This is a genomic window from Paenibacillus oryzae (assembly GCF_001675045.1).
In the GTDB taxonomy this organism is placed as follows: domain Bacteria; phylum Bacillota; class Bacilli; order Paenibacillales; family Paenibacillaceae; genus Pristimantibacillus; species Pristimantibacillus oryzae.
In genome coordinates, this window is the sequence record NZ_LYPA01000066.1 from 1 (window position 1) to 21,280 (window position 21,280).

The 21,280-nt window shown below is 51.0% G+C and carries 18 protein-coding genes; 9 read left to right on the top strand and 9 right to left on the bottom strand.

Annotation, left to right across the window (positions count from 1 at the left end):
- Nucleotides 1-211 precede the first annotated feature (211 nt).
- The 3 genes from A7K91_RS17975 to A7K91_RS17985 form a co-directional block, all read right to left on the bottom strand.
- On the bottom strand, nucleotides 212-1,312 hold the full coding sequence (locus A7K91_RS17975) for an NADH:flavin oxidoreductase (RefSeq protein WP_068685263.1): 1,101 nt from the start codon (nucleotides 1,310-1,312) through the stop codon (nucleotides 212-214).
- Nucleotides 1,313-1,364: 52 nt separating this feature from the next.
- Nucleotides 1,365-1,631 (bottom strand): hypothetical protein, encoded by a 267-nt coding sequence (locus A7K91_RS17980; protein WP_068685265.1) that lies wholly within the window; start codon nucleotides 1,629-1,631, stop codon nucleotides 1,365-1,367.
- A gap of 78 nt (nucleotides 1,632-1,709) precedes the next feature.
- A complete protein-coding gene (locus tag A7K91_RS17985) occupies nucleotides 1,710-3,671 on the bottom strand; it encodes a methyl-accepting chemotaxis protein (RefSeq protein ID WP_068685267.1) in 1,962 nt (653 codons plus the stop codon).
- 599 nt (nucleotides 3,672-4,270) lie between these two features.
- Between A7K91_RS17985 and A7K91_RS17990 the strand changes: the two genes are divergently transcribed.
- The 4 genes from A7K91_RS17990 (at nucleotide 4,271) to A7K91_RS18005 (ending at nucleotide 8,687) form a co-directional block, all read left to right on the top strand.
- Entirely contained in the window at nucleotides 4,271-5,821 is a 1,551-nt protein-coding gene (locus A7K91_RS17990) for a spore germination protein (protein WP_245697633.1), read from the top strand.
- A gap of 30 nt (nucleotides 5,822-5,851) precedes the next feature.
- A complete protein-coding gene (locus tag A7K91_RS17995) occupies nucleotides 5,852-7,075 on the top strand; it encodes a Ger(x)C family spore germination protein (protein WP_068685269.1) in 1,224 nt (407 codons plus the stop codon).
- 59 nt (nucleotides 7,076-7,134) lie between these two features.
- Entirely contained in the window at nucleotides 7,135-8,238 is a 1,104-nt protein-coding gene (locus A7K91_RS18000; protein ID WP_068685271.1) for a GerAB/ArcD/ProY family transporter, read from the top strand.
- Between the two features lie 89 nt (nucleotides 8,239-8,327).
- A complete protein-coding gene (locus A7K91_RS18005; protein ID WP_068685273.1) occupies nucleotides 8,328-8,687 on the top strand; it encodes a DUF1304 domain-containing protein in 360 nt (119 codons plus the stop codon).
- A 61-nt stretch (nucleotides 8,688-8,748) separates the two neighbouring features.
- Here the strand turns inward: A7K91_RS18005 and A7K91_RS18010 are convergent, their stop codons facing one another.
- Complete coding sequence (locus tag A7K91_RS18010) at nucleotides 8,749-9,369, bottom strand: LysE family translocator (protein WP_068685275.1); 621 nt, start codon at nucleotides 9,367-9,369, stop codon at nucleotides 8,749-8,751.
- Nucleotides 9,370-9,533: 164 nt separating this feature from the next.
- On the opposite strand from A7K91_RS18010, the gene A7K91_RS18015 reads away from it, so the two are divergent.
- The 4 genes from A7K91_RS18015 to A7K91_RS18030 all read left to right on the top strand — a co-directional run bounded on the left by A7K91_RS18015 (nucleotide 9,534) and on the right by A7K91_RS18030 (nucleotide 14,419).
- The gene (locus A7K91_RS18015; protein WP_068685277.1) at nucleotides 9,534-9,881 is read left to right on the top strand and encodes a PadR family transcriptional regulator; all 348 of its coding nucleotides are present in this window, start codon (nucleotides 9,534-9,536) and stop codon (nucleotides 9,879-9,881) included.
- Complete coding sequence (locus A7K91_RS18020) at nucleotides 9,878-10,432, top strand: DUF1700 domain-containing protein (RefSeq protein WP_068685279.1); 555 nt, start codon at nucleotides 9,878-9,880, stop codon at nucleotides 10,430-10,432. The genes A7K91_RS18015 and A7K91_RS18020 overlap by 4 nt, the downstream gene beginning before the upstream one ends.
- 132 nt (nucleotides 10,433-10,564) lie before the next feature.
- A complete protein-coding gene (locus A7K91_RS18025) occupies nucleotides 10,565-13,360 on the top strand; it encodes a glycoside hydrolase family 3 protein (RefSeq protein WP_068685281.1) in 2,796 nt (931 codons plus the stop codon).
- A 138-nt stretch (nucleotides 13,361-13,498) separates the two neighbouring features.
- Nucleotides 13,499-14,419: a serine hydrolase domain-containing protein gene (locus tag A7K91_RS18030; RefSeq protein WP_342671749.1), complete on the top strand. Its 921-nt coding sequence runs from the start codon at nucleotides 13,499-13,501 to the stop codon at nucleotides 14,417-14,419.
- A gap of 365 nt (nucleotides 14,420-14,784) precedes the next feature.
- Here A7K91_RS18030 and A7K91_RS18035 read toward each other — a convergent pair whose 3' ends face one another.
- The 3 genes from A7K91_RS18035 to A7K91_RS18045 all read right to left on the bottom strand — a co-directional run bounded on the left by A7K91_RS18035 (nucleotide 14,785) and on the right by A7K91_RS18045 (nucleotide 17,470).
- Nucleotides 14,785-16,374, bottom strand: a complete 1,590-nt coding sequence (locus A7K91_RS18035; RefSeq protein WP_068685285.1) for a flavocytochrome c — start codon at nucleotides 16,372-16,374, stop codon at nucleotides 14,785-14,787.
- Nucleotides 16,375-16,515: 141 nt separating this feature from the next.
- The gene (locus A7K91_RS18040; protein WP_068685288.1) at nucleotides 16,516-16,902 is read right to left on the bottom strand and encodes a hypothetical protein; all 387 of its coding nucleotides are present in this window, start codon (nucleotides 16,900-16,902) and stop codon (nucleotides 16,516-16,518) included.
- 133 nt (nucleotides 16,903-17,035) lie between these two features.
- Nucleotides 17,036-17,470 (bottom strand): N-acetyltransferase, encoded by a 435-nt coding sequence (locus tag A7K91_RS18045; RefSeq protein ID WP_068685290.1) that lies wholly within the window; start codon nucleotides 17,468-17,470, stop codon nucleotides 17,036-17,038.
- A 603-nt stretch (nucleotides 17,471-18,073) separates the two neighbouring features.
- Here A7K91_RS18045 and A7K91_RS18050 point away from each other — a divergent pair.
- Nucleotides 18,074-18,895, top strand: coding sequence for a lipoate--protein ligase family protein (locus tag A7K91_RS18050; RefSeq protein ID WP_068685292.1), 822 nt, complete (start codon nucleotides 18,074-18,076; stop codon nucleotides 18,893-18,895).
- Between the two features lie 26 nt (nucleotides 18,896-18,921).
- Here A7K91_RS18050 and A7K91_RS18055 read toward each other — a convergent pair whose 3' ends face one another.
- Entirely contained in the window at nucleotides 18,922-20,523 is a 1,602-nt protein-coding gene (locus A7K91_RS18055) for a hypothetical protein (RefSeq protein WP_068685294.1), read from the bottom strand.
- The gene (locus A7K91_RS18060) at nucleotides 20,510-21,223 is read right to left on the bottom strand and encodes an ABC transporter ATP-binding protein (protein ID WP_068685296.1); all 714 of its coding nucleotides are present in this window, start codon (nucleotides 21,221-21,223) and stop codon (nucleotides 20,510-20,512) included. The genes A7K91_RS18055 and A7K91_RS18060 overlap by 14 nt, the downstream gene beginning before the upstream one ends.
- Between the last annotated feature and the right edge of the window lie 57 nt (nucleotides 21,224-21,280).

The window sequence follows — 21,280 nt, forward strand, 5'->3', positions numbered from 1 at the left end:
TCTATGTCTTGGTGGCCAGTTTATTCAAGCATAGATTCTCACCATTACCAGTTAATCTCGCGAACTGCATAAGTCATGTCTGAATGCAACATAATCCAAATAAAGTATAAATCTAACACAGCAAAAACCGCTCACAGCAATCAAAAGCTCATCCAGCCAAACGCGGCTCGCTTGCTGACAATCAAACAACCCTGCTATCCGGTTTATGCTTCTAATTCAGCGTTTTTTCGGAGTCGTGCGTATAAGGCACAATTTCGCTAAATCTGCCCTCTTTTATTTTGAGCGCCCATTCAGGATCGGCGATTAAGGCTCGCCCGATTGCAACGAGGTCAAATTCATCATTATGAAGCCGGTCCATCAACCGCTCCAGGTTATCTAGCGTCGGATTTGCGGCTTCTGTGCTGCGGTTGACGAAATCGCTATCCAAGCCAACAGAACCAACAGTAATGGTAGGTAATCCGGTCAGCTTTTTGGTCCAGCCCGCAAGATTTAGCCCGGAATCCTGGAACTCCGGCAGCCAGAACCGTCTGGTGGAGCAATGAAACACATCAACGCCCGCTGCCGCAAGCGGCTCCAGAAACGACGCAAGCTGCTTGGGCGTATCCGCAAGCTTTGCCTCGTAATTGCCCGTTTTCCACTGCGAGAAACGAAAGACGATCGGAAAGTCGGGACCTATGGCCCTGCGGCATGCCTCAACGACTTCAATGCCGAATTTCAGGCGCGCCCTCAGGTCTCCGCCGTAAGCATCCTTTCTTTTGTTCGTCTTTGACCAAAAGAACTGATCAATCAAGTAGCCGTGCGCGCCATGCAGCTCAATACCGTCAAAGCCGATCCGTTTGGCTTCGGCAGCCGCTTGGCCAAACGCTTCGATTATATCGGCGATTTCGCTTTCCTTCATCGGCTCCGCGATTTTGACGCCGGCTGGAGTCAGGCCGGAGGGTCCCACGGGAATCTGCTTCGGGAACGGCTTGTCGCCACGCTTGCGCGCCGCGCCGACATGCCAAAGCTGCGGAATGATTTTGCCTCCCGCCTCATGAACCTCGGATACTACCCTCTCCCAGCCTTGCAGCGCCTCTTCTCCATAAAAGCGCGGTATGGCATCATGATTAACCGCAGCAGGATGGTCAATCGCCGTTCCCTCCGTTATGATCAATCCAATTCCGCCAGCCGCTCTTCGCTTATAATAAGCTGCCACATCATCGCCCGGTACGCCGCCAGGTGAAAATTTCCGCGTCATCGGAGCCATGGCCAAACGATTGCCAAGCTCCAGCTTGCCTGCTTTGCAGGGTTGAAACAACGCATTCAGATCCATTTCTCGCACCTCCATTTGTATCGCGTGCAGCAGTCCGCCATACGCCGATACCTTATGCTTTAATGGTATGCCGTGTTATGTGCCCAATGATATGACTGTAATCATATTTTTCAAAAAGCGGCTCTTCAGAAGCCGGAAAAATGATCGTTTTTTTCATTTTGAACTCATCAGGCCGTTCAACTAGATTATCCGGTTTGTTACTTCTATCACTTCTACGCTCCCACGCAATAAAACGGCAGCCTGACAGGGTCATATTTCCGCCCGCAAGACTGCCGTTTTTTATGTCTATATCTGCTTGCTGCTGCGCATTTAAGCGCAATAGCTTCACCCTCCCTGCGCATTTAAGCGCAATAGCTTCACCCTGCCTGCGGCTTGTAGCATAGTAGCTTTATCCAGCTTACAGCTTGAAGCGCAATACCATCTGCTGAAGCTGCTCCGCCAGCTTGCTCAGCTCTGTTGCGGAGGCAGCCACTTCCTCGATGGAGGCTAACTGCTGCTCGGTTGCTGCCGAGACCGTATCCGTTATACTTGCGGATTGCTCCGAGATGGCTCGGATATGCTCCATTTGACGAACCGATCCGGCAATGGTATCCGTCATTTCTGCAAAAGCGTTGGACACCTTCTCCAGCGTTTCGGAGGATTCATCCACATTGCCGGATATGCGGGTAAAGGATTTTTCCGAAACGCGAACCGCCTCCATGCCCGCAACAACCCTATCGCGTGCGATACCCATTTCGGTTGCGACCTCCGCCATGTCGGTATGCACGTTAGCAATCAAACCGCTGATTTGCGCGGCAGCCTGCTCTGAATTTCCCGCCAGCTTGCGCACCTCGGAGGCAACCACCGCAAAACCGCGCCCATGCTCGCCCGCTCTCGCGGCTTCAATTGAAGCATTCAGAGCGAGCAAATTTGTTTGCTGGGCAATCTCCGATATCACTTCCACGATTTGCCCAATTTCATGGGAGCGGCTCTCCAGCGTAACCACAACCTCGCCAAGCCTCATGACGGCTTCCTGCACCGTGTAAATTTGCCGGGTTGCCGTATCGGCGGCTGCCGTGCCTTCGCGGACGGAAGCTTGCGCGTCCATCATGCCGGATGAAATTTCCTCCATCCGTTGCGAAAGCTGAACAATTTCCTCCGAAATAAGCCCCATGTTTTGCGAGCCCTGCTGAACGCTGACTACCTGGCGCTCGCTTCCCGATGCAAGACCCTCCAGCGATTCGCTGACATGGACAACCGCGCTGCTTGTTTGCTGCGCGCCGGCCGCCAGCTCCTCGGACGAGGCCGTAAGCTGTCCCGTCGTAGCCTGCACGCGGATAATCATGCCCCGCAAACTTTCTATCATGGTTCCGAAGCTGGACGCCAGCTTTCCGATCTCGTCCTTGCGGGATATGCGAATGACCTCGGTCAAGTCGCCGCCAGCCGCCTTTTCCGCCACCTTTTGCAGCCTTTGCAGCGGCCGCGTAATGGAATTGACCAGCAAAATGCTGACAGGTATAAGAATGACTAAAGTAATGCATACCGTCCAAATAACAACTCTGGCAATGCCGTTGGATACTTCGTTGATTTCATCCACATACATGGAGCCGCCAATCTTCCAGCCTGACAGCTCATTTGTTTCAAACATCATCTTTTTATCCCGGCCATCCAGTGGATAGTCAATAATTCCGCTGTCCTTTTCAAACATTTTTTCCGTATAAACGGGGTCGCCGTCTGCAGCCGCCTCCAGCACAGGATGCTGAATCACCTTCCCGTAATTGTCGAGCAGCAGCACATAGCCGTCTTTGCCCACCGCTATCTCAGTCATTTCACGCAGGCTTTCCATATTCAGCGATATGCCAAGAACACCGGATTTATCCGCAAGCTGTCTGGACAAAACGATTGCAGGCTCGCCGGATGTATTGATGGCAACACCGGTCATCGCTATTTCTCCGCCGGCTTCAAGCCCCAGCTTATACCAATCGCGGTTGCGGGGATCGTAATTGGTGTCGTCCTTGGGCACGCCGCGGATCATCAACCCTTCCTCCGTGCCGATAAAAATATCCGCCACCTCGGGATGCAGTGCCAGATATTGCTTAAACCGTGAAACGATTAGCGGGCTATCGGCACCGTCAATCATATTGCCTGTAATCGCAGTCATGAAATAATCGGCATCCACCCTTTTTCGCAAAAGCGCATCGTTAACGATCGAATTGACTATCGATACATATTGGCTTGCGCTATCCATAATGCTTTGCTGCGTTGCTGTTTTCGAGGTTTGAATCGAAGCGAAGCCTATTGCGGCCGCAGGAATTGCCACAGCACATATCATTGCGATTATCAGCTTCATTTTGACCGTCATATTCAATAATCTACTCATGGTTGCATTCTCCTTTTTTGATTGGAGCGATAATAGAAGCCTCACTTCTATTATCGGAAGCAGAAAAAGGAAAATGAATCCCAATTATGGAAAATGACGTTACATCTGCGCCTGAGGGGCACTCCGGCGATTAACCCAACGCAAATTTGACCGTTCTGCTGATGGCCGCCGGCAAAACGCTAACATGGCCTTCCTCCGGGAATTCAGTCAAGCCGCAATGGAAGCCGTTTTCGGCTAACAAATCCAGCCGCGCCGCGACCTCTCTCGCATCGCCCCAGTGCTTGACAGAAAACAGAGCTTAGCGGAGGGGCGGAGGGATTCTGGAGAAGGCATATGCTTACGAAGCGATGTTCTTTCAGAACATTTGAAGTGTTCGCCTTTAAAGACCGATTCCCACCATAGTCCTCATAAAAATAAAAGGAATCGGGCTTTAACAGCGATCGGAAGAACCCTCTGTCCCGTAGCGCCTCATCTCGGCCCATGTCAAGCACTGATTTCTGGTTTGAGCCATACATATTATAGAGACTTTTCAGCCAGATTATGGACATGTGCTTTTCAAATAAGCTGAACAAAGAACGGAATTCGAGGAGGGGTTCGCGGTGTTTTTCGGCAAACAGGGCTCCGGCGTAAAACAACAAATGAAAAACACTGGTCAGAGAACGCGCGCAAAGCACGGGGGCAGCAGCAAGCTCGGCTCTTCTCTTAAGGACAACCTGGACAAGCTCAAGACGGATTTGCACAACAGCTCCGATCTTGAAATACGTCCCATCGGAAGCCAACTAGCTCCTGAAGTTCCCATGACAGCCGTCTACATCGGCGAGCTTACGGACGAAACAACTCTGAACGAATACATTTTGCGCCCTCTGATGTCCACCATTTTGCGAACGGAAGCACGAAACGAAAAGCTTGTCCACATCATTTTGGAGCGCGTGGTTGAAGTTGGCGCGGCTTATATTACGACGGATATCGACGAATGCATACAGCGGCTGCTGGATGGCTACTGCCTCCTGCTTGTTCAAGGCGCGGCTTGCGGCCTGCTGATCCACATCAGCAATATGGAGGGCCGCCAGGTCAGCGAGCCTACTGCGGAAACGGTGCTGAGGGGGCCGCAGCAAAGCTTCAACGAAAATATCGGCACCAATATCAACCTGGTCAGGCAAATTATCCGCTCGCCCAGCCTGCATATCGATTCTCTGCAGGTAGGCAGCGAGACGCGTACTCAGGTGGCCCTTCTTTACCTGGACGACGTTGCCGAGCCCGAAATTGTAAATACAATCAGGAGCCGGATCGAAGCGTTACAGATAAGCAGCGTGCTGGAGAGCGGATATATCGAATCGCTCATTCAGGACCGGATCTACACCCCCTTTCCAACCATGAAAAACACAGAACGCCCGGATGCCATCGCCGGCGGCATTCTGGAAGGCCAAATCGCAATTATGGTAGACGGTTCGCCGTTTGTGCTGCTGGCTCCGGTGACCCTGTTTCAGCTGTTTCATACGCCAGAGGACTATTACAACCGCTTCGACATCGCCTCCTTTTTACGGCTGATTCGATTTACCGCCTTCTTTATATCCATGACGCTGCCGGCTTTGTATATCGCCGTCACCACCTTCCATCAGGAAATGCTGCCCACAACGCTGCTCATTACGCTCGCCGCCCAGCGGGAAGGCATCCCTTTTCCGGGGCTGGTCGAAGCGCTCCTCATGGAGCTGACCTTCGAGGTATTGCGGGAAGCAGGCGTCCGAATGCCTCGCGCAATCGGCCCCGCCATTTCCATTGTCGGCGCGCTGGTGCTGGGACAAGCCGCAGTGGAAGCCGGTATTGTATCCGCCGGTATGGTTATGGTTGTGTCCTTTACCGCAATCTGCAACTTTGTCATCCCCCAATTGAATATCGCTATCTCGGCCCGGCTAATCCGGTTTACGTTTATGCTCCTGGCAGGAGTTTTTGGTTTTATAGGGATTGTATCCGGCATTCTTACCGTGCTGATCCATCTGGCGGGGCTGGAATCGTTTGGCATGCCCTATATGTCCCCTATCGCTCCCTTTGACTGGTCCAAAATGAAGGACAACTTCATCCGCGCGCCGATGAAATATCTGCTTAAGCAGAAAGCCGGAAATGTGATTAACAGGAGAAGCAAGCAGGAATAAACCGATACGGAGCACAAGGGAGGGGATTGTATGAAAAAACGGCTGTTGACGCTGCTGTGTTCTCTCGTCATGATGTTGCCCCTTGCCGGCTGCTGGAACCGGGTGGAAATGAATGAAATCGGCATCGTCACCGCAACGGCCTTGGACTGGGACAACGGCAAGTGGGTAGTGTCCTATCAGCTTGTTATTCCGCAAGCGATTTCCTCCCAGAGCGGCGGTTCGTCCAGAGGGGACGCTCCCGTCAACGTGTTTTCAACCGAAGGTACGAGCATGCGCAAGGCGATCGGCGATGCGAGCCGGGAGATGTCGCGCAAGCTTTATTTTGCCCATAACCAGATCATTGTCGTAAGCGAAGCGGCCGCCAAAAAGGGCATCTCTACCATTCTCGAAATTTATATGCGAAATACGGAAGCGCGCGAGACGGTTTCCATGTTTATAGCCAAGGGCAAAGCCCGCACACTCATCGAGCAATTGCTTCCTATCGAAAAAATTCCGGGCACCGCCATCAAACAGCTTGTTAAAAATGAGGCTAACAGCAATTCGCTTTATCCCGATATGACCATATACCGGATTTTGCAGGATTTGCTGGGTCCCGGCCAGTCGACAGGCATCCCACAGCTTATGATTGCTGGCTCCAGGCAAGCGCTCAATTCTCTGGATTCTCTCAAAACAACTTCAACGGCTGCCAAAATCAAATTTGGCGATTTGGCGGTCCTGTCAGGCGACAAGCTGAAAGGATGGCTCAGCCAGGAGGAGGCTGCCGGCGTCATGTGGCTTTCCAACCAAATAAAGCGAGTCACTATACCGTTTAATTGCTCCGGGAACAGCGAAGCTCCCAAATCCTCCTCGGTCATCGTTGCAAAAGCTGGCGCTGAACGAAAGCCGGAGCTGCTGCCAGATGGCCGGATAAAGATGTATCTTCATGTCAAAGCGGAGGGGACGCTGCTGGAATATACGTGTGCCGATAATTTGGAGGATCCAAAAAGCCTGAAGCAGACAGAGGAGCGTATTGCCGAAGAGATCAAAAGCGAAATGATGAAGAGCTGGAAGGCTATAAGCCGCCTGGAAACGGATATCGTTGGTTTTGGAGCCTTAATAAATCGCACCTATCCACAACAATGGAAGAAGCTAAAGCAGGACTGGAACACCAGCTTTGCCGCAATAGAGCCTGAAATCGATGTTCATTTCAAGCTTGTCCGCATTGGCTTCAGCAATCAAAACTTTAAAAGCATTCAGAAGAAAGCCCGGAGCTAAGCAGCAAGAGCAGATATTCCGCGGGAACGGCAGCTACAGTTTAAGGAGGTGAATGTGCCATGATGCAGGTTAAAGCTCAAATCGGCAAGTTCCAGCTTGCCATCATGATTTTGCTGTTTCTCATCGGAAACACTCCGCTTCTGAAGCCGCCGGGACAGCTTAAACAGGATAGCTGGATTGCCTTGTTAATCGGCGCTGCATTCGGCTCTCTTTATTTATGGATGCTGCTGGTCATTCAACGCCGTTCGCCGGATTCCGATTTGGCTGAGCTTTATCAGCAGCTTTTTGGCAAATGGCTTGGCTTTGCCCTGGCTTTTCCTCAAGGTCTCTTTTTTGCATACGAGGCCTCTCGCAACATAAGGGATTTCAGCGACCTGACGGCTATGACTATTCTTAGCCGTACTCCTGAATGGAGCATCAAGCTGCTGATGGTTATGCTTTCGCTATACGCGGTTTGGGGCGGTACACGGGTTTTGTTCCGCTTGGCGGAGCTGCTGTTTCCAATTGTTGTGCTCGGCTATCTGCTCATTATCGTTTTGCTTATTCAGGCAGGCTTGCCTGACTTTCATCGCTTGCAGCCTATTATGAGTGATGGTATTGGTCCCATTCTCAAGGTTGTTTTTCCGGATTTCACAGCCTTCCCCTTCGCCCAAATCCTGACAATGCTCGTCTTCTGGAAATATGTTAAACCTTCTGCCGCAATAGGCAAAATAACGTACAGAGCCTATACCATGACCGCGCTGTTTTCCATTTTTATGCATATGCTGGTTATGTCTGTATTAGGTCCGGGCTTAAATGAATACAGCACGATTCCGTTTCTTCAAGCTGTCCAATTAATCCAGCTTGCAAATTTTCTGGAGCGCCTTGACGTTGTCGTTACGGTATTAATTATTATTGGACTATTCATAAAGCTGTCTCTCCTCTTTATGGCTGCGGCGCTGACCCTCAGTTCATTGCTGAAAATCCCCTACCGGACATGTGCGGTCGTGCTTGCGCCAATCATTTATGGCGTTTGTTTTCTGGAACCGAACCATTCCGTTCATCAATGGATCGGCTTTCATATCGTTATCAGATATTTAATACCGGCACAGATGCTCTTAATGACGGTTGCATTCCTCGTGGGATTTTTCCGTAAAGGAAAAAAAAGCAGCAAAGCAAGCTGAAACTGCCGCTGTTACATTTGAGGCTATTCTGCTATAATAGCTAAAGCTTCTACATAGGCGACATAAGAAAGCATGAGGAGGATTTCGGCATGATCGCTGCTATATTCACGGCTTTGGTTGCCATTGAGCATGTGTATATTTTAATTCTGGAGATGTTTCTCTGGACGAAACCTAGAGGAAGAAAAGCATTTGGCCTTACGCCCGAGCAAGCCGAAGCCACGAAGTCGATGGCCGGAAATCAAGGTCTTTACAACGGCTTCCTGGCAGCCGGCCTTCTGTGGGCCCTTATTCATCCCAACGAGGTCTTTGGCCACCAGCTGCAATTGTTTTTTCTGGGCTGCGTGCTGGTCGCTGCCTTGTATGGCGGCTTGACGACCAAACGGTCCATTCTGGTCATGCAGGGTCTTCCTGCTCTCATCGCGTTGATTTCGACACTACTCAACGTTTAAAAAAATCCCGTGTTCTGCCATTCCAGCAGTCCACGGGAATTTTTCTCTTTTGACCTTCCTTTTAAAGCCATCTGTCCAGCACGCCCGAAAGCGTAACAATGCCAAATACTCCGATAATGGCTCCGGAAGCAATATTAATGATCTGCAAGCCTTTTGTATTCAGCTTGTTTCTGAACAAGCCCACGCCCATGCATAGCAGCATCCACCACATTGCCGAGCCGGCAAACACCCCCAAAATCAGCGTCAAGGCCGATCCCGCATGATGTTGCGTAAGCCCCATTGCCGCAAAAATACCCATAAACGCCAGTATAGTAACCGGATTGGCAAGGGTAAGCACAAATACCGATGCGTACGCTCCCAGCAAATGCTTGCCATTGCTTTGAGGAGGGGCATCCGCCGCTTTGGATAACGCGGTGCGGATGCCCATATAACAGAGAAACAAACCTCCGATCAATTGAATCCAAAGCCGGTTTCCGGTCAAAAAAGCTGTCACCATATTTAAGCCAAAACCCGCGATCAAGCCATACAAGGCATCCGCGCTGGCGGCTCCCAAACCCGAGACCAGCCCGTACAGTCTGCCCTGCGCAAGCGTTCTTCGTATGCACAAGATCCCGATTGGTCCCACGGGGGCTGCAATCGAGATTCCGATAATCAATCCTTTTGCCAATAAAATAGCATTCATGTTGTTGTATCCCTTTCCCGGTTATGCCAATCGCCTTCTCTACTTATACTATGAAATGGACGAGGATGCAAAGTCATTTCTCCCCCGCTGTCCAATTTTTAAGATCCGGTACCTTGTATTGCAAAGTACTGTGTGATAACATGGGTCTCAGAAGGAGCGATACCATGGATATGCCGGATTGGACCGCCCAGGTCAGAAGAGGAATTTTGGAATACTGCATTTTGTCGCTTATTAGTGCCAGACCTTGTTATGGCTACGAGCTGATAACCTTGCTGAACCGATGGGAAACCCTTGCCGTTACGGAGGGCACGTTGTATCCGCTGCTGCGCCGTCTGGTAAAGGAAAAGCATCTGGATTCCTTTTGGCAGGAATCGGATTCCGGCCCTCCCCGCAAATATTACAGCTTGACCGACAGCGGAAAGCTGCTGCTCGGCGCTATGGCTCTGGAATGGAAAAAAATATCGTCCGCAGTAAGCGAAATCGAAAAAGCTGGAAAGGAAGATGACGAATGAGTCCGCTGGGAAAAGCCTATTTGGACAAATTGAACGCATGTCTGCACAAACTGCCGGAGGAAGAGCGGCTTGACGCCGTTCGGGAAATTGAAAGCCACATTACGGAAGGGATATTGGGGGGGCAGCCCGAAGCGGCCATTCTTGCCCGGCTTGGCGACCCTCGAAAGCTGGCGAAGGCCTATCGCAGCGAATATCTCTCGCAAAATATTTCATTTTCATACAAATACGTCTTTGGACTTATCGGTTTTTATTGCACAACCGGCTTGTTAAGCGTCATGGTTGTCCCGGTGCTGGCCACGATCGCTTATGGCTTTGGCTTCTGCGCCGCTCTTATTATGCTGGCCAGCTTTATCCGCACGTTTGGCGTAACCTGGATCACCATGGATATTGGCAGCTACGTTGTACCTACACAATTAAGCCTGCTCTACGGGGTAGTCATCGGCGGCATCGTTGGAGGAATTGCTTTTGTGTGCTGGAAAGCGCTGAAACGTTATCTCGCCTACGTAACGGGGCGCTACAGACGTATCATTGATACCGAAATTCGCTTTTAACGCATGGCGAAGTAATGGCTCCCCCCTCCTGTTATTCCCATATACATTCCGGTAAAATAGAGAAGAACCAAAAACAACCTGGGGAGTGTTTTGCATGCACGCCCTCACATACGGGAGAATCGGAGGAGTATCATGAGTCAATCATTAATCGGCGTCCCGCTGGAAGGCTTTGCAGAGTTTAGCCGGAAGGTCGCGGCGGAAGGCGCCGTCCTTCTCAGAAATGAAAACGCAGCGCTGCCGCTAGTGAGCAGCGACAACGTTGCGATTTTCGGCAGAACGCAAATCAACTATTACAGAAGCGGCACCGGCTCCGGGGGAAGCGTTAACGTAACGCATACGACCAATTTGCTGGACGGCCTGCGGAGCAAAGCCGCTATTACGATAAATGAGGAGCTTGCGGCCGTCTACGAAAAATGGATTGGGGAAAATCCGTTTGATAACGGCGGCGGCGGCTGGGCTTCGGAGCCTTGGCATCAGAAGGAAATGCCGATCAGCGACGAGCTGGCTGCAGCTGCAAGACAAACCTCCAACAAAGCTATCGTGGTTATAGGCCGTACGGCCGGCGAGGATCAGGACAACGCCAATGCACCCGGCAGCTATTTGCTGACGCCGGAAGAGCTGGACATGCTGAAAAAGGTAACCTCGCATTTTGACCAGGTCATCGTTTTGCTGAACGTATCCAACATTATCGACATGAGCTGGCTTGACGACAGCGACTACGTTCACCCTATCGCCTCCGTGGTTTATGCCTGGCAAGGCGGCATGGAGGGCGGCAACGCCATTGCCGACGTATTGTCCGGTGAAGTGACGCCAAGCGGGAAGCTGACGGACACCATTGCATACTCCATTGACGATTATCCCTCCACCCGCAATTACGGACAAGAGCATGAAAGCCTCTATCAGGAGGATATTTATGTCGGCTACCGCTATTTTGAAACCTTCTGTCCTGAAAAAGTGCAATTCCCATTTGGCTTTGGCTTGTCCTACTCCACCTTCAGCTTCCAGCCGGAGGCTGCAGCGGTCATTTCCAAGGGCGGCGAAGAATACATCCAATTGAAGGTTTCCGTATCCAATACGGGCAGCCAATACGCCGGCAAGGAGGTTATTCAGATTTATGCAGAGGCTCCTCAAGGCGCGCTTGGACAGCCGGTCCGGTCACTGGCAGCGTTTGCGAAAACCGGCCTTCTGCAGCCGGGAGCTTCCGAAACGCTGACCCTTTCCTTCTCCGTAAACTCCCTTGCGTCCTATGACGATAGCGGAGCTACAGGCCATGCCCACGCCTATGTGCTGGAGTCCGGCTTCTATCGCTTCTTTGCAGGAACGAGCGTGCGGAACACAACTGCTATCGTTCTGGACGGCAAGGAAGGTTATACGGTGGACAAGCTGCGCGTCGTCAAGCAGCTGCAGGAAGCAATGGCGCCTGTACAGCCGTTCTCGCGCATGAAGCCGGGCATTCGTAAGGCGGACGGAACCTATGAGCTGGAATACGTCCCCGTTCCGCAGCGCTCAGTGTCTCTGCAAGACCGCATTCAGAGTCATTTGCCGCCGGAGCTTGGCGATACCGGCAATCTTGGCTACAAGCTAAAGGATGTTCAGGCAGGCAAGGTATCGCTGGAAGCTTTTGCAGCCCAGCTATCCAATCACGATCTTGCCGCTCTGGTGCGCGGCGAAGGCATGAGCAGCCCGCTCGTAACGCCGGGAACGGCTTCAGCCTTTGGCGGCGTCAGCGACAGCTTGCTTGGCTTCGGTATTCCCGTTGGCTGCACCTCCGACGGTCCTTCCGGCATTCGAATGGACTGCGGCGCCAAGGCAACCCAGGTTCCTATCGGCACGCTGCTGGCGGCATCCTGGGATGTCGGACTGGTCGAGGAGCTGTATGTGCTTGAAGGGCAAGAGCTGGTCCGCAATGAAATCGATACGCTGCTGGGGCCTGGCCTGAACATTCGCCGCAGTCCGCTGAATGGCCGGAACTTTGAATATTTTTCGGAGGACCCGCTTGTAACGGGCCTGTTCGCGGCCGCCTGCACAAAGGGCATAGCCAAAGGCGGCTCCCATGCCACCCTTAAGCATTTTGCCTGCAACAATCAGGAAAAATACCGTTCCAAGGTCAACGCCGTCGTATCAGAGCGCGCGCTGCGGGAAATATATCTTAAAGGCTTTGAAATCGCGGTTAAGGATGGCGGGGCAACCTCCATCATGACCTCGTACAATCCCATCAACGGACATTGGGCGGCGTCCAATTATGATCTGAACACGACAATTCTACGCGGAGAATGGGGCTTCACAGGCATCGTCATGACGGACTGGTGGGCCGTCATGAACCATGTAACGGAAGGCGGCGAGCCGGACCGCAAATATACAAACTGGATGGTTCGCGCCCAAAATGATTTGTATATGGTTGTGCCTAACTACGGCGCGGAGATCAACGCTTGGGAGGACAATACGTTAGAGTCGCTGGCAAATGGCACGCTGACGCGCGGCGAGCTTCAGCGGTCCGCTCTTAACATTTTGCGCTTCCTGCTGAATGCGCCGGTGTCATCCAGAAATCAAGTTATTGAAGAAACCGTAGCTGTCATTTCCGCAAGCGCGGCGCTGGAGCCTGCTCCGCAGGCCATTGCGATAAGCCCTGAATCCCCGGTAGCTATTGGGGAAAACGAATCCGCCCTTTTCCGTGTTGAACACCCGGGTCAATACCGGATCGTTGTTAGCCTGGCTTCGGAAGGCACGGAGCTGGCCCAAAGCGCAAGCAACCTCCTTCTTAACGGCAAGGTGGCGGCTACGGTGCAAAGCAACGGCACAGAGGGCAAGCAGGTCCTGCAGCGTCTGGCAAAAGTGGAGCTTGAGCGCGGTCTCTACGAGCTGACGCTGGAGCATACAAAACCCGGCTTGCAGCTGCGGTGGGCTGAATTCAAGCAAATCGGTCAATAAGCTGCCTCCGGCAGGGGGCGCAGGTAGTGCAGGCGGCATTCGGCGTTTCATGCCGGGTGCCGCCTGTTTTTATGTGTTTAAACAAAAACAGTCTTGAAAGGATGAACCACCATTACGCTAACCTCTCTGCTGCCCGAGCTGGCTGCTCATGAAACGGGCAGCTGTCTTGTTACTCGGGGCCAAACCGCTTTATTAACCTATTACAGGGAAGAGCATATGGCAGACTCCTTGGCCAAAATCAACTCCTGTACCAAAAGCATCCTGTCCGCCTTGATCTGCATCGCAATTGACCGAGAGATTCTCCCCCATTGGGATACGCCGATATCCACTTTTTTTCCTGCTTTGCTGCAGTCCTCGGATAAACGAAAACGCGAAATTACCATCGCACATCTCTTGACGATGTCAGCGGGCTTTCGGTGGAATGAATTTGGAGGCTTAAACTCCTTTCCCGTCATGACGAAGCAGCCGGATTGGGTCAGCCATGTACTGGAGCTGCCAATGGCGGACTCTCCCGGAACGGTCATGGTCTATAACTCCGGCTGCTCTCAGCTGTTGTCAGCCATTCTCCGGCAAGCGTCGGGCCTGTCAACGGCAGAGTTTGCCGAACGTTATCTGTTCGGCCCGCTTGGCATCCAAAACTACAGCTGGGAAACAGATCCCGGCGGAAACCATACCGGAGGGTTTGGCTTAAAGCTGACTCCCCCCGATATGTTGAAATTTGGGCAGCTTTTCCTGGCGCAAGGCATTTGGGAAGGGCAGGAGCTGCTTTCCCGCGAGATTGTACAGCAGGCGCTGAAGCCCGCATTAACCGCAACCGCTCCGGTGCAGGCGGAATACGGCTGGCATTGGTGGATTTCCGAAATAACCGGGGAAACAGCAGCCGGTGCAGCTGTTAGCTTGCCTTATTTCTATGCTTTGGGCTTTGGCGGGCAATACATCGCTGTTGTCCCCGGTCTTGAAGTGACCGCTGTCGTTACCTTTGACAAAATCAAACGCCGCAGCCAGCAGGTTCATATTTTCCGGACCTTGATCGCCCCGCTGCTGCTGCGCACGTTATAGGCTTGCTTTTCTCTGTACATTTGGGAAAAACACAAAAAGGGGCTGTCCGAAAAGTCTATTTCGGTGAATAAATATTCAGCAAAACCGGTACCTGCAGGAAAAGGGTGTCTTGGAAGCTCAAACATTTTTGTCTGCTTTATTTTGATCCTATTTTGTAGTGGATAAAAGCCGACAAAAAAACTCGCCCTCAAGACACCCTTTCCCCTCCGGTCCTCTCCGCTGAATATTTATTCGTTTCACGTGACTTTTCGGACAGCCCATTTTTCCGCGGCTTTGGCTGCACAGATGCTTTTTTTACTGCAATATACTTTTGTTCTTTGCTAATCGTGTAAGCACCTATGGGTCTAAACAGCTATGCATGCAGCTTAATGCGCGCTTGCATATTCCGCGGACTGAACGCCCGCCTGACGCCCAAAAATAATGATTTCCGCAACGGAGTTGCCGCCAATCCGATTTTGTCCGTGCAGTCCTCCTGTTACTTCGCCCGCTGCGTATAGCCCTGGAATGGCTTTGCCATCCTTATTCAGCACTTCGGTGTTAGTGTTGATTTTGACACCGCCCATTGTGTAGTGGATGCCGGGCGCAATCTTGATGGCGTAATAAGGAGCTGCCGATAAATCGTTGTCGATGCCCGTTGTTCTGCCAAACTCACCGTCATTTTTATCCTTAACCGCATTGTTCCATGTCTCCAGCGTAGTCTTTAGCTGATTCGCAGGAACATTGATTTTTTCGGCCAAAACCTCGATAGTTTCGCCTTCAACGACAAAGCCCATTTTTTCGTATTGCTGTATAGCCTTTACGCGAGCTTTAACCCCTGAATCAAAAACAAGAATCGCCGCTTTTTCCGGCAATGTGTTAATAGAAGCCGTCACCTTGTCCCGCGTGTCCAGCTCGTTGCCAAAACGCTTGCCCCCGGCGGATACCATAATGGCTCCTTCGCCGCGAACGGCCTCTCCGATCAAATACGATTTGTCCTGTTGAACGGTAGGGTGAACCTGAATCTGATCCATGTCAACGGTTGTTCCGCCCAGCTTTTCAATCATCGAAATGCCGTCGCCGGTGCTGCCCACCTGGTTTGTTGTAACATATCCCTCCAGGTCCGGCCTTACTTCTTTAATCAAGTCCATGTTGGAGCCGAAACCGCCAGTCGTTACAACCACTGCTTTTGCCGTAATTGTTTTTTCATCCTGCTGGTTGAATACAACCTTGACGCCCGTTGCTGCGCCGTCTTTTTCCGTAATTTCCTTTACATCGGCATTAACAAACAATGATATGCCTTGCTCATGAATGTTTTTGACCAGCCCGTTCACCAAATATTGGCCGACTGCGGAGCCATCCTCAGGACGATGAGTGCGCTTCTGGCTCATGCCGCCGGTAATGGTAAGATTGTTCAGACGAATGCCGATGGAATCCAGCCAGTCAATGGCATCTGCGGAATGATCCACAAAATAACGAAGCATTTCCTGATCGTTGGTGCTGCGTCCGCCCTTCAGCGTTTCTTCGTAGAACAAATCATTGCTGTCTTGTATTCCTTGCTCCTCCTGGAACTTGGTTTGAGACGCGTTCATACCGGAGGAGGATTTGGTCGTATTTCCTCCAGCCACCGGCATTTTTTCGAAAATGACCGGGTTCATGCCTTTGGCCTTGGCCTCCAGAGCAGCCGACATGCCGGCTCCCCCAGCTCCTATAATGATAATGTCATAGCTGTCCTTCAACTGGTCCAGCGGAGTGTAGCTTAGCTCGGAAGCGCCGGAAACCGCCTCCACCTCTTCCTTCGCGCCGTTTTCCTTGTTGCCTGCCGTATTGGCGGAGCTGCCGCTTTCGCTGCTTGCGCTTGGACTGCTGCCTGGTTTTTCGGTATTTTTACCATTGTTGCCCCCGCTGCTGCCGCAGCCTGCAATCACCAGCATGATCGACAGAATAAAAATAAGAGCCGCCGTTGCTTGTTTTTTCATTTTAAACCGTGCCCCCCACTTGTGCATATTTTCACAATTATAATAATGCTAAGGGGCCGTCTTTGGAAGCTTTCGTAAGTAATAAACATTATGTAAATAAAGTAACCGCGACAAAGCACGACAAAAAAGGAGGCTTGCGGGTTATGGCGAATAAGCTCCTGCCACTGCAACCCGCAGTCCTCCCGGCATTTCCTTATATTTCACATCAATTTCATTGCCTGGCTGATATAAAGGAACGTTCGCGACGTGAATCGCCGTTCGGACCGCAACCCTCTCCGTTGAACCATATGGCAAGGAAACGTCCAGCTCCAAAATGACAACGGGCTGATCGTCAAGCTGCACATTGGTTGACGTAATCGACATCACCGTTGCGCGTGCGGATATTCCATCCTCCAACAGCGCCTTATCCTCTGCTCGTTCTCCCCGACCTGATTGCTTCAGCGACCGCACGACCAGCGGCAGTGTAATAAACAGAAAACTCGCTAGGACAAACACAGCAATGGTTATTTCAATCCACGGAGTTCCCATATATTAACCGCCTCCTCTGTTTTGCCTGTCATGATGTATTACCCATTCATGCAGCATTTGAAACAGAGGAGTCCGATTCAGAGCGGATTGGTCAGACTTGGTTAGTGTTTGCAGCGCTTTTTAATGCTTCAGGCTACACTAGCCCCGCTTTCCACTGCATTAAAAACTCCATTTCGCCGCCGGTTTCCTCGTTAGCCAGCTCTTCAGCTACAGAAAACCCATTACGTTTATAAAACGCTACTGCTTTTTCATTCTTGATATAAACCTTTAACGTAAGACTTGAAGCCTGCTGCTTGCAATGATTCAGCAACGATGAGCCTAACCCTCCGGAACGGCGGCTGGCATCCACGAACAAGCCGGCAATATAATCATCCATCAAGCCAATAAAGCCCGCTATCTCGCCCTCCGCCTCGTAAACCCAAACCTCCGCCTGCGGCAGCAGTTCCTTTACAAGAGGAGCATTTTGTTCCCAAAATGCAGCTTCAATAAATGGATGAGCCTCTTTATTGGCATTCAGCCATATTGTCATAACGCGATCCAAATCTTCCGGCAATAATTTTCTAATCATGGTTGTACTCCTTCTGCTATATAAGTCGAACAAATGAGTTTCAGCGACGTTGGCTTGCGTGTGAAAAGTTTATACAATTGCAATGGACTGTATTCTGCGGACATCCGTGACCCTTAGAAGCTTCTTTTTGCGGAAAGCCGGGTTCTAAAGGACATCGGTGGCTATAAGAGACGATTTCCACCCGCATTTGCACCGTTTTTGAGCGGTAACGGCCACGGATGACCGTAAGCCGAGGTGAATAACTTCATATCAGTTGCTAACGGACATAATCGTCCGGCCCAGCGTACAAGCGATCATCTAACTCAAACAGTCAATCACTTCAAGCTTTCAGACACTCAACACCCCAATACTGAACACTCCAAGACTCAAACACTCAAGCACCCCAATGCTCAACACTCCAATACTTCAACACACGAGCACTTAAGCATTCCATACTAAAATGAAACTCCCATTGTAAAAGATCCGCCTTCCAGTCGAGCCCCGGTATCTGTTATTCTAGGAATACGCTTAAAGCATGAAAAGCAGTATTAGCCGCATTCCGCTGAATAACGCATAAAATCAATGATAGCGGCATGAACGATCGCGCATGAAAGGAATCTGCACATGGCCCCTATAGGGAAAAATATACTTTTGCTGGATCGAAGCAGCGATTTGAGCCAACCCGATCCGCTTTACGCTTTTGCTATGGACGAGCTGTTATGCCGAAGCGCAGGCAATGGCGGACCTGCGGTTTGCCATCTATGGAGACAACCCCGCGCCTTTATTCTGGGTTCGCGGGACAACCGGCTGCCTTATGCCGATAAGGCCAAGCAGTGGCTGCAAGCAAACGGATGGCTCGTCATGGTCCGCAATTCCGGCGGCGCTGCGGTTCCGCTGGATGGCGGAGTTGTGAATCTGTCGCTCATTTTGCCCAAAAATGAATCTTCGGAAGCCGGCTACAATGGGGACTTCGAAACGATGTACCGTCTGATTGCCCGGGCGCTGCAGCATACAAACAAAGCCGTGAAAAAGGGAGAAGTCCAGGGTGCGTATTGCCCCGGCGACTTTGATCTGAGCATCGGCGGATACAAGTTTTGCGGCATCGCCCAGCGCAGGCAGGTGCATGCCGCCATCATTCAGGCATTTGTTGTTGCCGAAGGATCGGGGCGCGAACGTGCGGAATTTGTCCGCTCCTTCTATAATATCGCATCCGATAACGATAATAGCCTAGGCCACCCCATCGTAACCGGAGAAAGCACGGCCAGTCTTGAAGAGCTGACGGAGCTCGGCCCTCAAGCCGCGGCATCCTTTGTACAAGCCGTCAAAGACGTCATCCGGCAAACCCAGACAACCGAAGGGCTGCGGGAAGCCTCTGCCAGATTGCGCATGCCGTCCTCTGAGGACTTGCAGGGCATGATATCACAGCTTCGCGCACGGTACAATTAGTTAATTAGCTGTCTACGCGAGCCCCTCTATTTAACGCGGAATGTCCGCGCGCTGTATTTTCGGACAGCGACTATGGCTATAAGGACATACACCAGTGCCAGCCCGCTCCATATGCAAGCAAATGCAATCACCGTGGGCTTCAGAGCGAGACTGAGACCGCCCGCTACGGATACGGAAGTGTTGATGATGTGATAAGCCGGGTTTTTGACATTGAGCTCTGTGGAGTAGGGCTGAAAAATGTAATACAGAAATAAATGGTGAACCGAAAAAAATACCGATAGCGCCACCAGCCCCACCCAAAGCATGGTCAGCTCTAAGCTTCCTTCCCCGCCTCTGGCTAATGAGATGAGCGTTAGCGCAAAAGCAACCGCCGCCGCAACAAGCGCATTTAGCCAAATGATCGTCAAAAGCCGAATACTGAAATGCTGGGGAGCCGCTTTGCGGTAAAAGCTGTACCGTAACAAATGAATATCGCAATTGTAAAAAAACGATCGGCAAACCTTTTCGCCAACAGTCAAAAAGTACATAACAAGCACAAGCGCGGAAACGATGGTATTAAAACTCCACGGCAAGGCTTCCAAACGTTCCTTGCCTGTGAGCGAAAACAAAAACACGGCAACGCCAATCGCGCCAAATACGGCTACACGCTTTAGCACGGGCTTCCGAATCTGGCTGCCGTGACGAGCCATAAAAATAGCGTTTAAATAAGCATATCCGCGTTTTCCGGCAACCTTGCTCCCCAGAACTGCGGCCTCCGCATAATCGCTTTCTTTTGCCTGGACGCTGGTTTTCTGAGTTTCAACCACCATTTTCCCCAGATCGAGCAGCGGATCATCACGTTTGGTCGCGGCATTCACCACTTCGGCGTACCCCCTGTAAGCAGCCAGTCCAATGATTAGCACAATGCCCAATATGGCAAAAACCAAACAAACCCATAGGCTCCGAACCAGTTCCCCCGCGAACGGCGGCATGTCGAGAAACAGGGGAGCGTAAGCCGCGATCACGCCGACGCCAATCGTCGTCCACGCGATAAGCATATGCTTGATCAAAATAACTCCAATTTTGTCATAAACCTTGGCGTGAAGAAACTCGCTTCCCGCTCGCCACAAGGTTAGGCTGACCGTCACCAGAAGCGCCTCTAAAGCCGAACCGCCCAGCAAGGAAACAAACACAAACATGGCAGGCAGCGAATAAATGAGGAAGGTGGCATATTTATATAATAAAACAGCCTTCATATAATGGGCGGGAGATAAGCGCATCAGCTTGACCGCAACATATTTTTCCCTTTTGGGCTCCAATATCGTTGCGCTGCTGACTGCGGATATGACAAAGCTTAGCATAAACAACACATGATAGAAGGCATTTAAACGAACATCAGGCTCCATATCCTTCGACATAAACATGACGGGGACATACAGCATCAGGCCGAAATAAGCAAAACGTATAGCAAATCCGTATAAAATCTGGAGCAAAAAGACCGCTGCCGCAAATCCGTTTTTCAAATCCAGCCGCGCGTAAAGGGAATCCGGAATCAAGCGCCCGATCAGCGGCATGCGCTGCGCATAATAGATAAGCAGATTAGTGAACGTGGAGATTCTTAGAACCAGCAAGGTTTTAAGCATCGACATGATGATCATCCTTTAGCAAATCAATCACCGTGCTTTCGAATTCCGCGCTTTTCAGCAGCTCGGCCGGCACCGCTGACAATTCCCCTTTGTTCAAAATAACGAGCTCGTCGCACAAATCGGACGCCAGCTGCAAAATATGGGTGGAGAAAATGAGAATATGATCCTTCTTCATCTCCTTCAGCATATTTTTCATCTCCAGAGCCACAATGACGTCAAAGGACGTGAGCGGTTCGTCCAGCAAAATAACAAGCGGTTTTGTAATCAGGAAAAGCAGCATTTGAATTTTATTTTTCATGCCATGCGAATATCCCTTGATCAGCCGGTGCCGATCCTCCTGACTGATCCTCATCCGATCAAAATATCCGTCGATGTTATGGTCCATCTCAAGCTTGTCCTCATTAACCTCCATAAAAAACTTGATAAATTCATAACCCGTCAAAAACTCCGGCAGAAGCGGCAGTGAATACACGTATCCGATATCTTCTTCCTTTGCCTCGACGCTGACTCCATCATCATCCAGCAGCACCTTGCCGCTGTCCATAGCCAGTTCACCGCTCAAGCAGTTGAACAATGTTGTTTTGCCTGCTCCGTTACGTCCCAGCAAACCGTATATCTTCCCTTTTTCAAAAGCAAAGCTGGCTTCCTTGAGCACTTGCTTTTCATTAAATTGCTTCGATATTCTTTCTGCAATCAGTCGCATACTTTTCCTCCAATCAGTTCCCTTCTATTACATCTCTTGGAAATACGTATCAGAAAG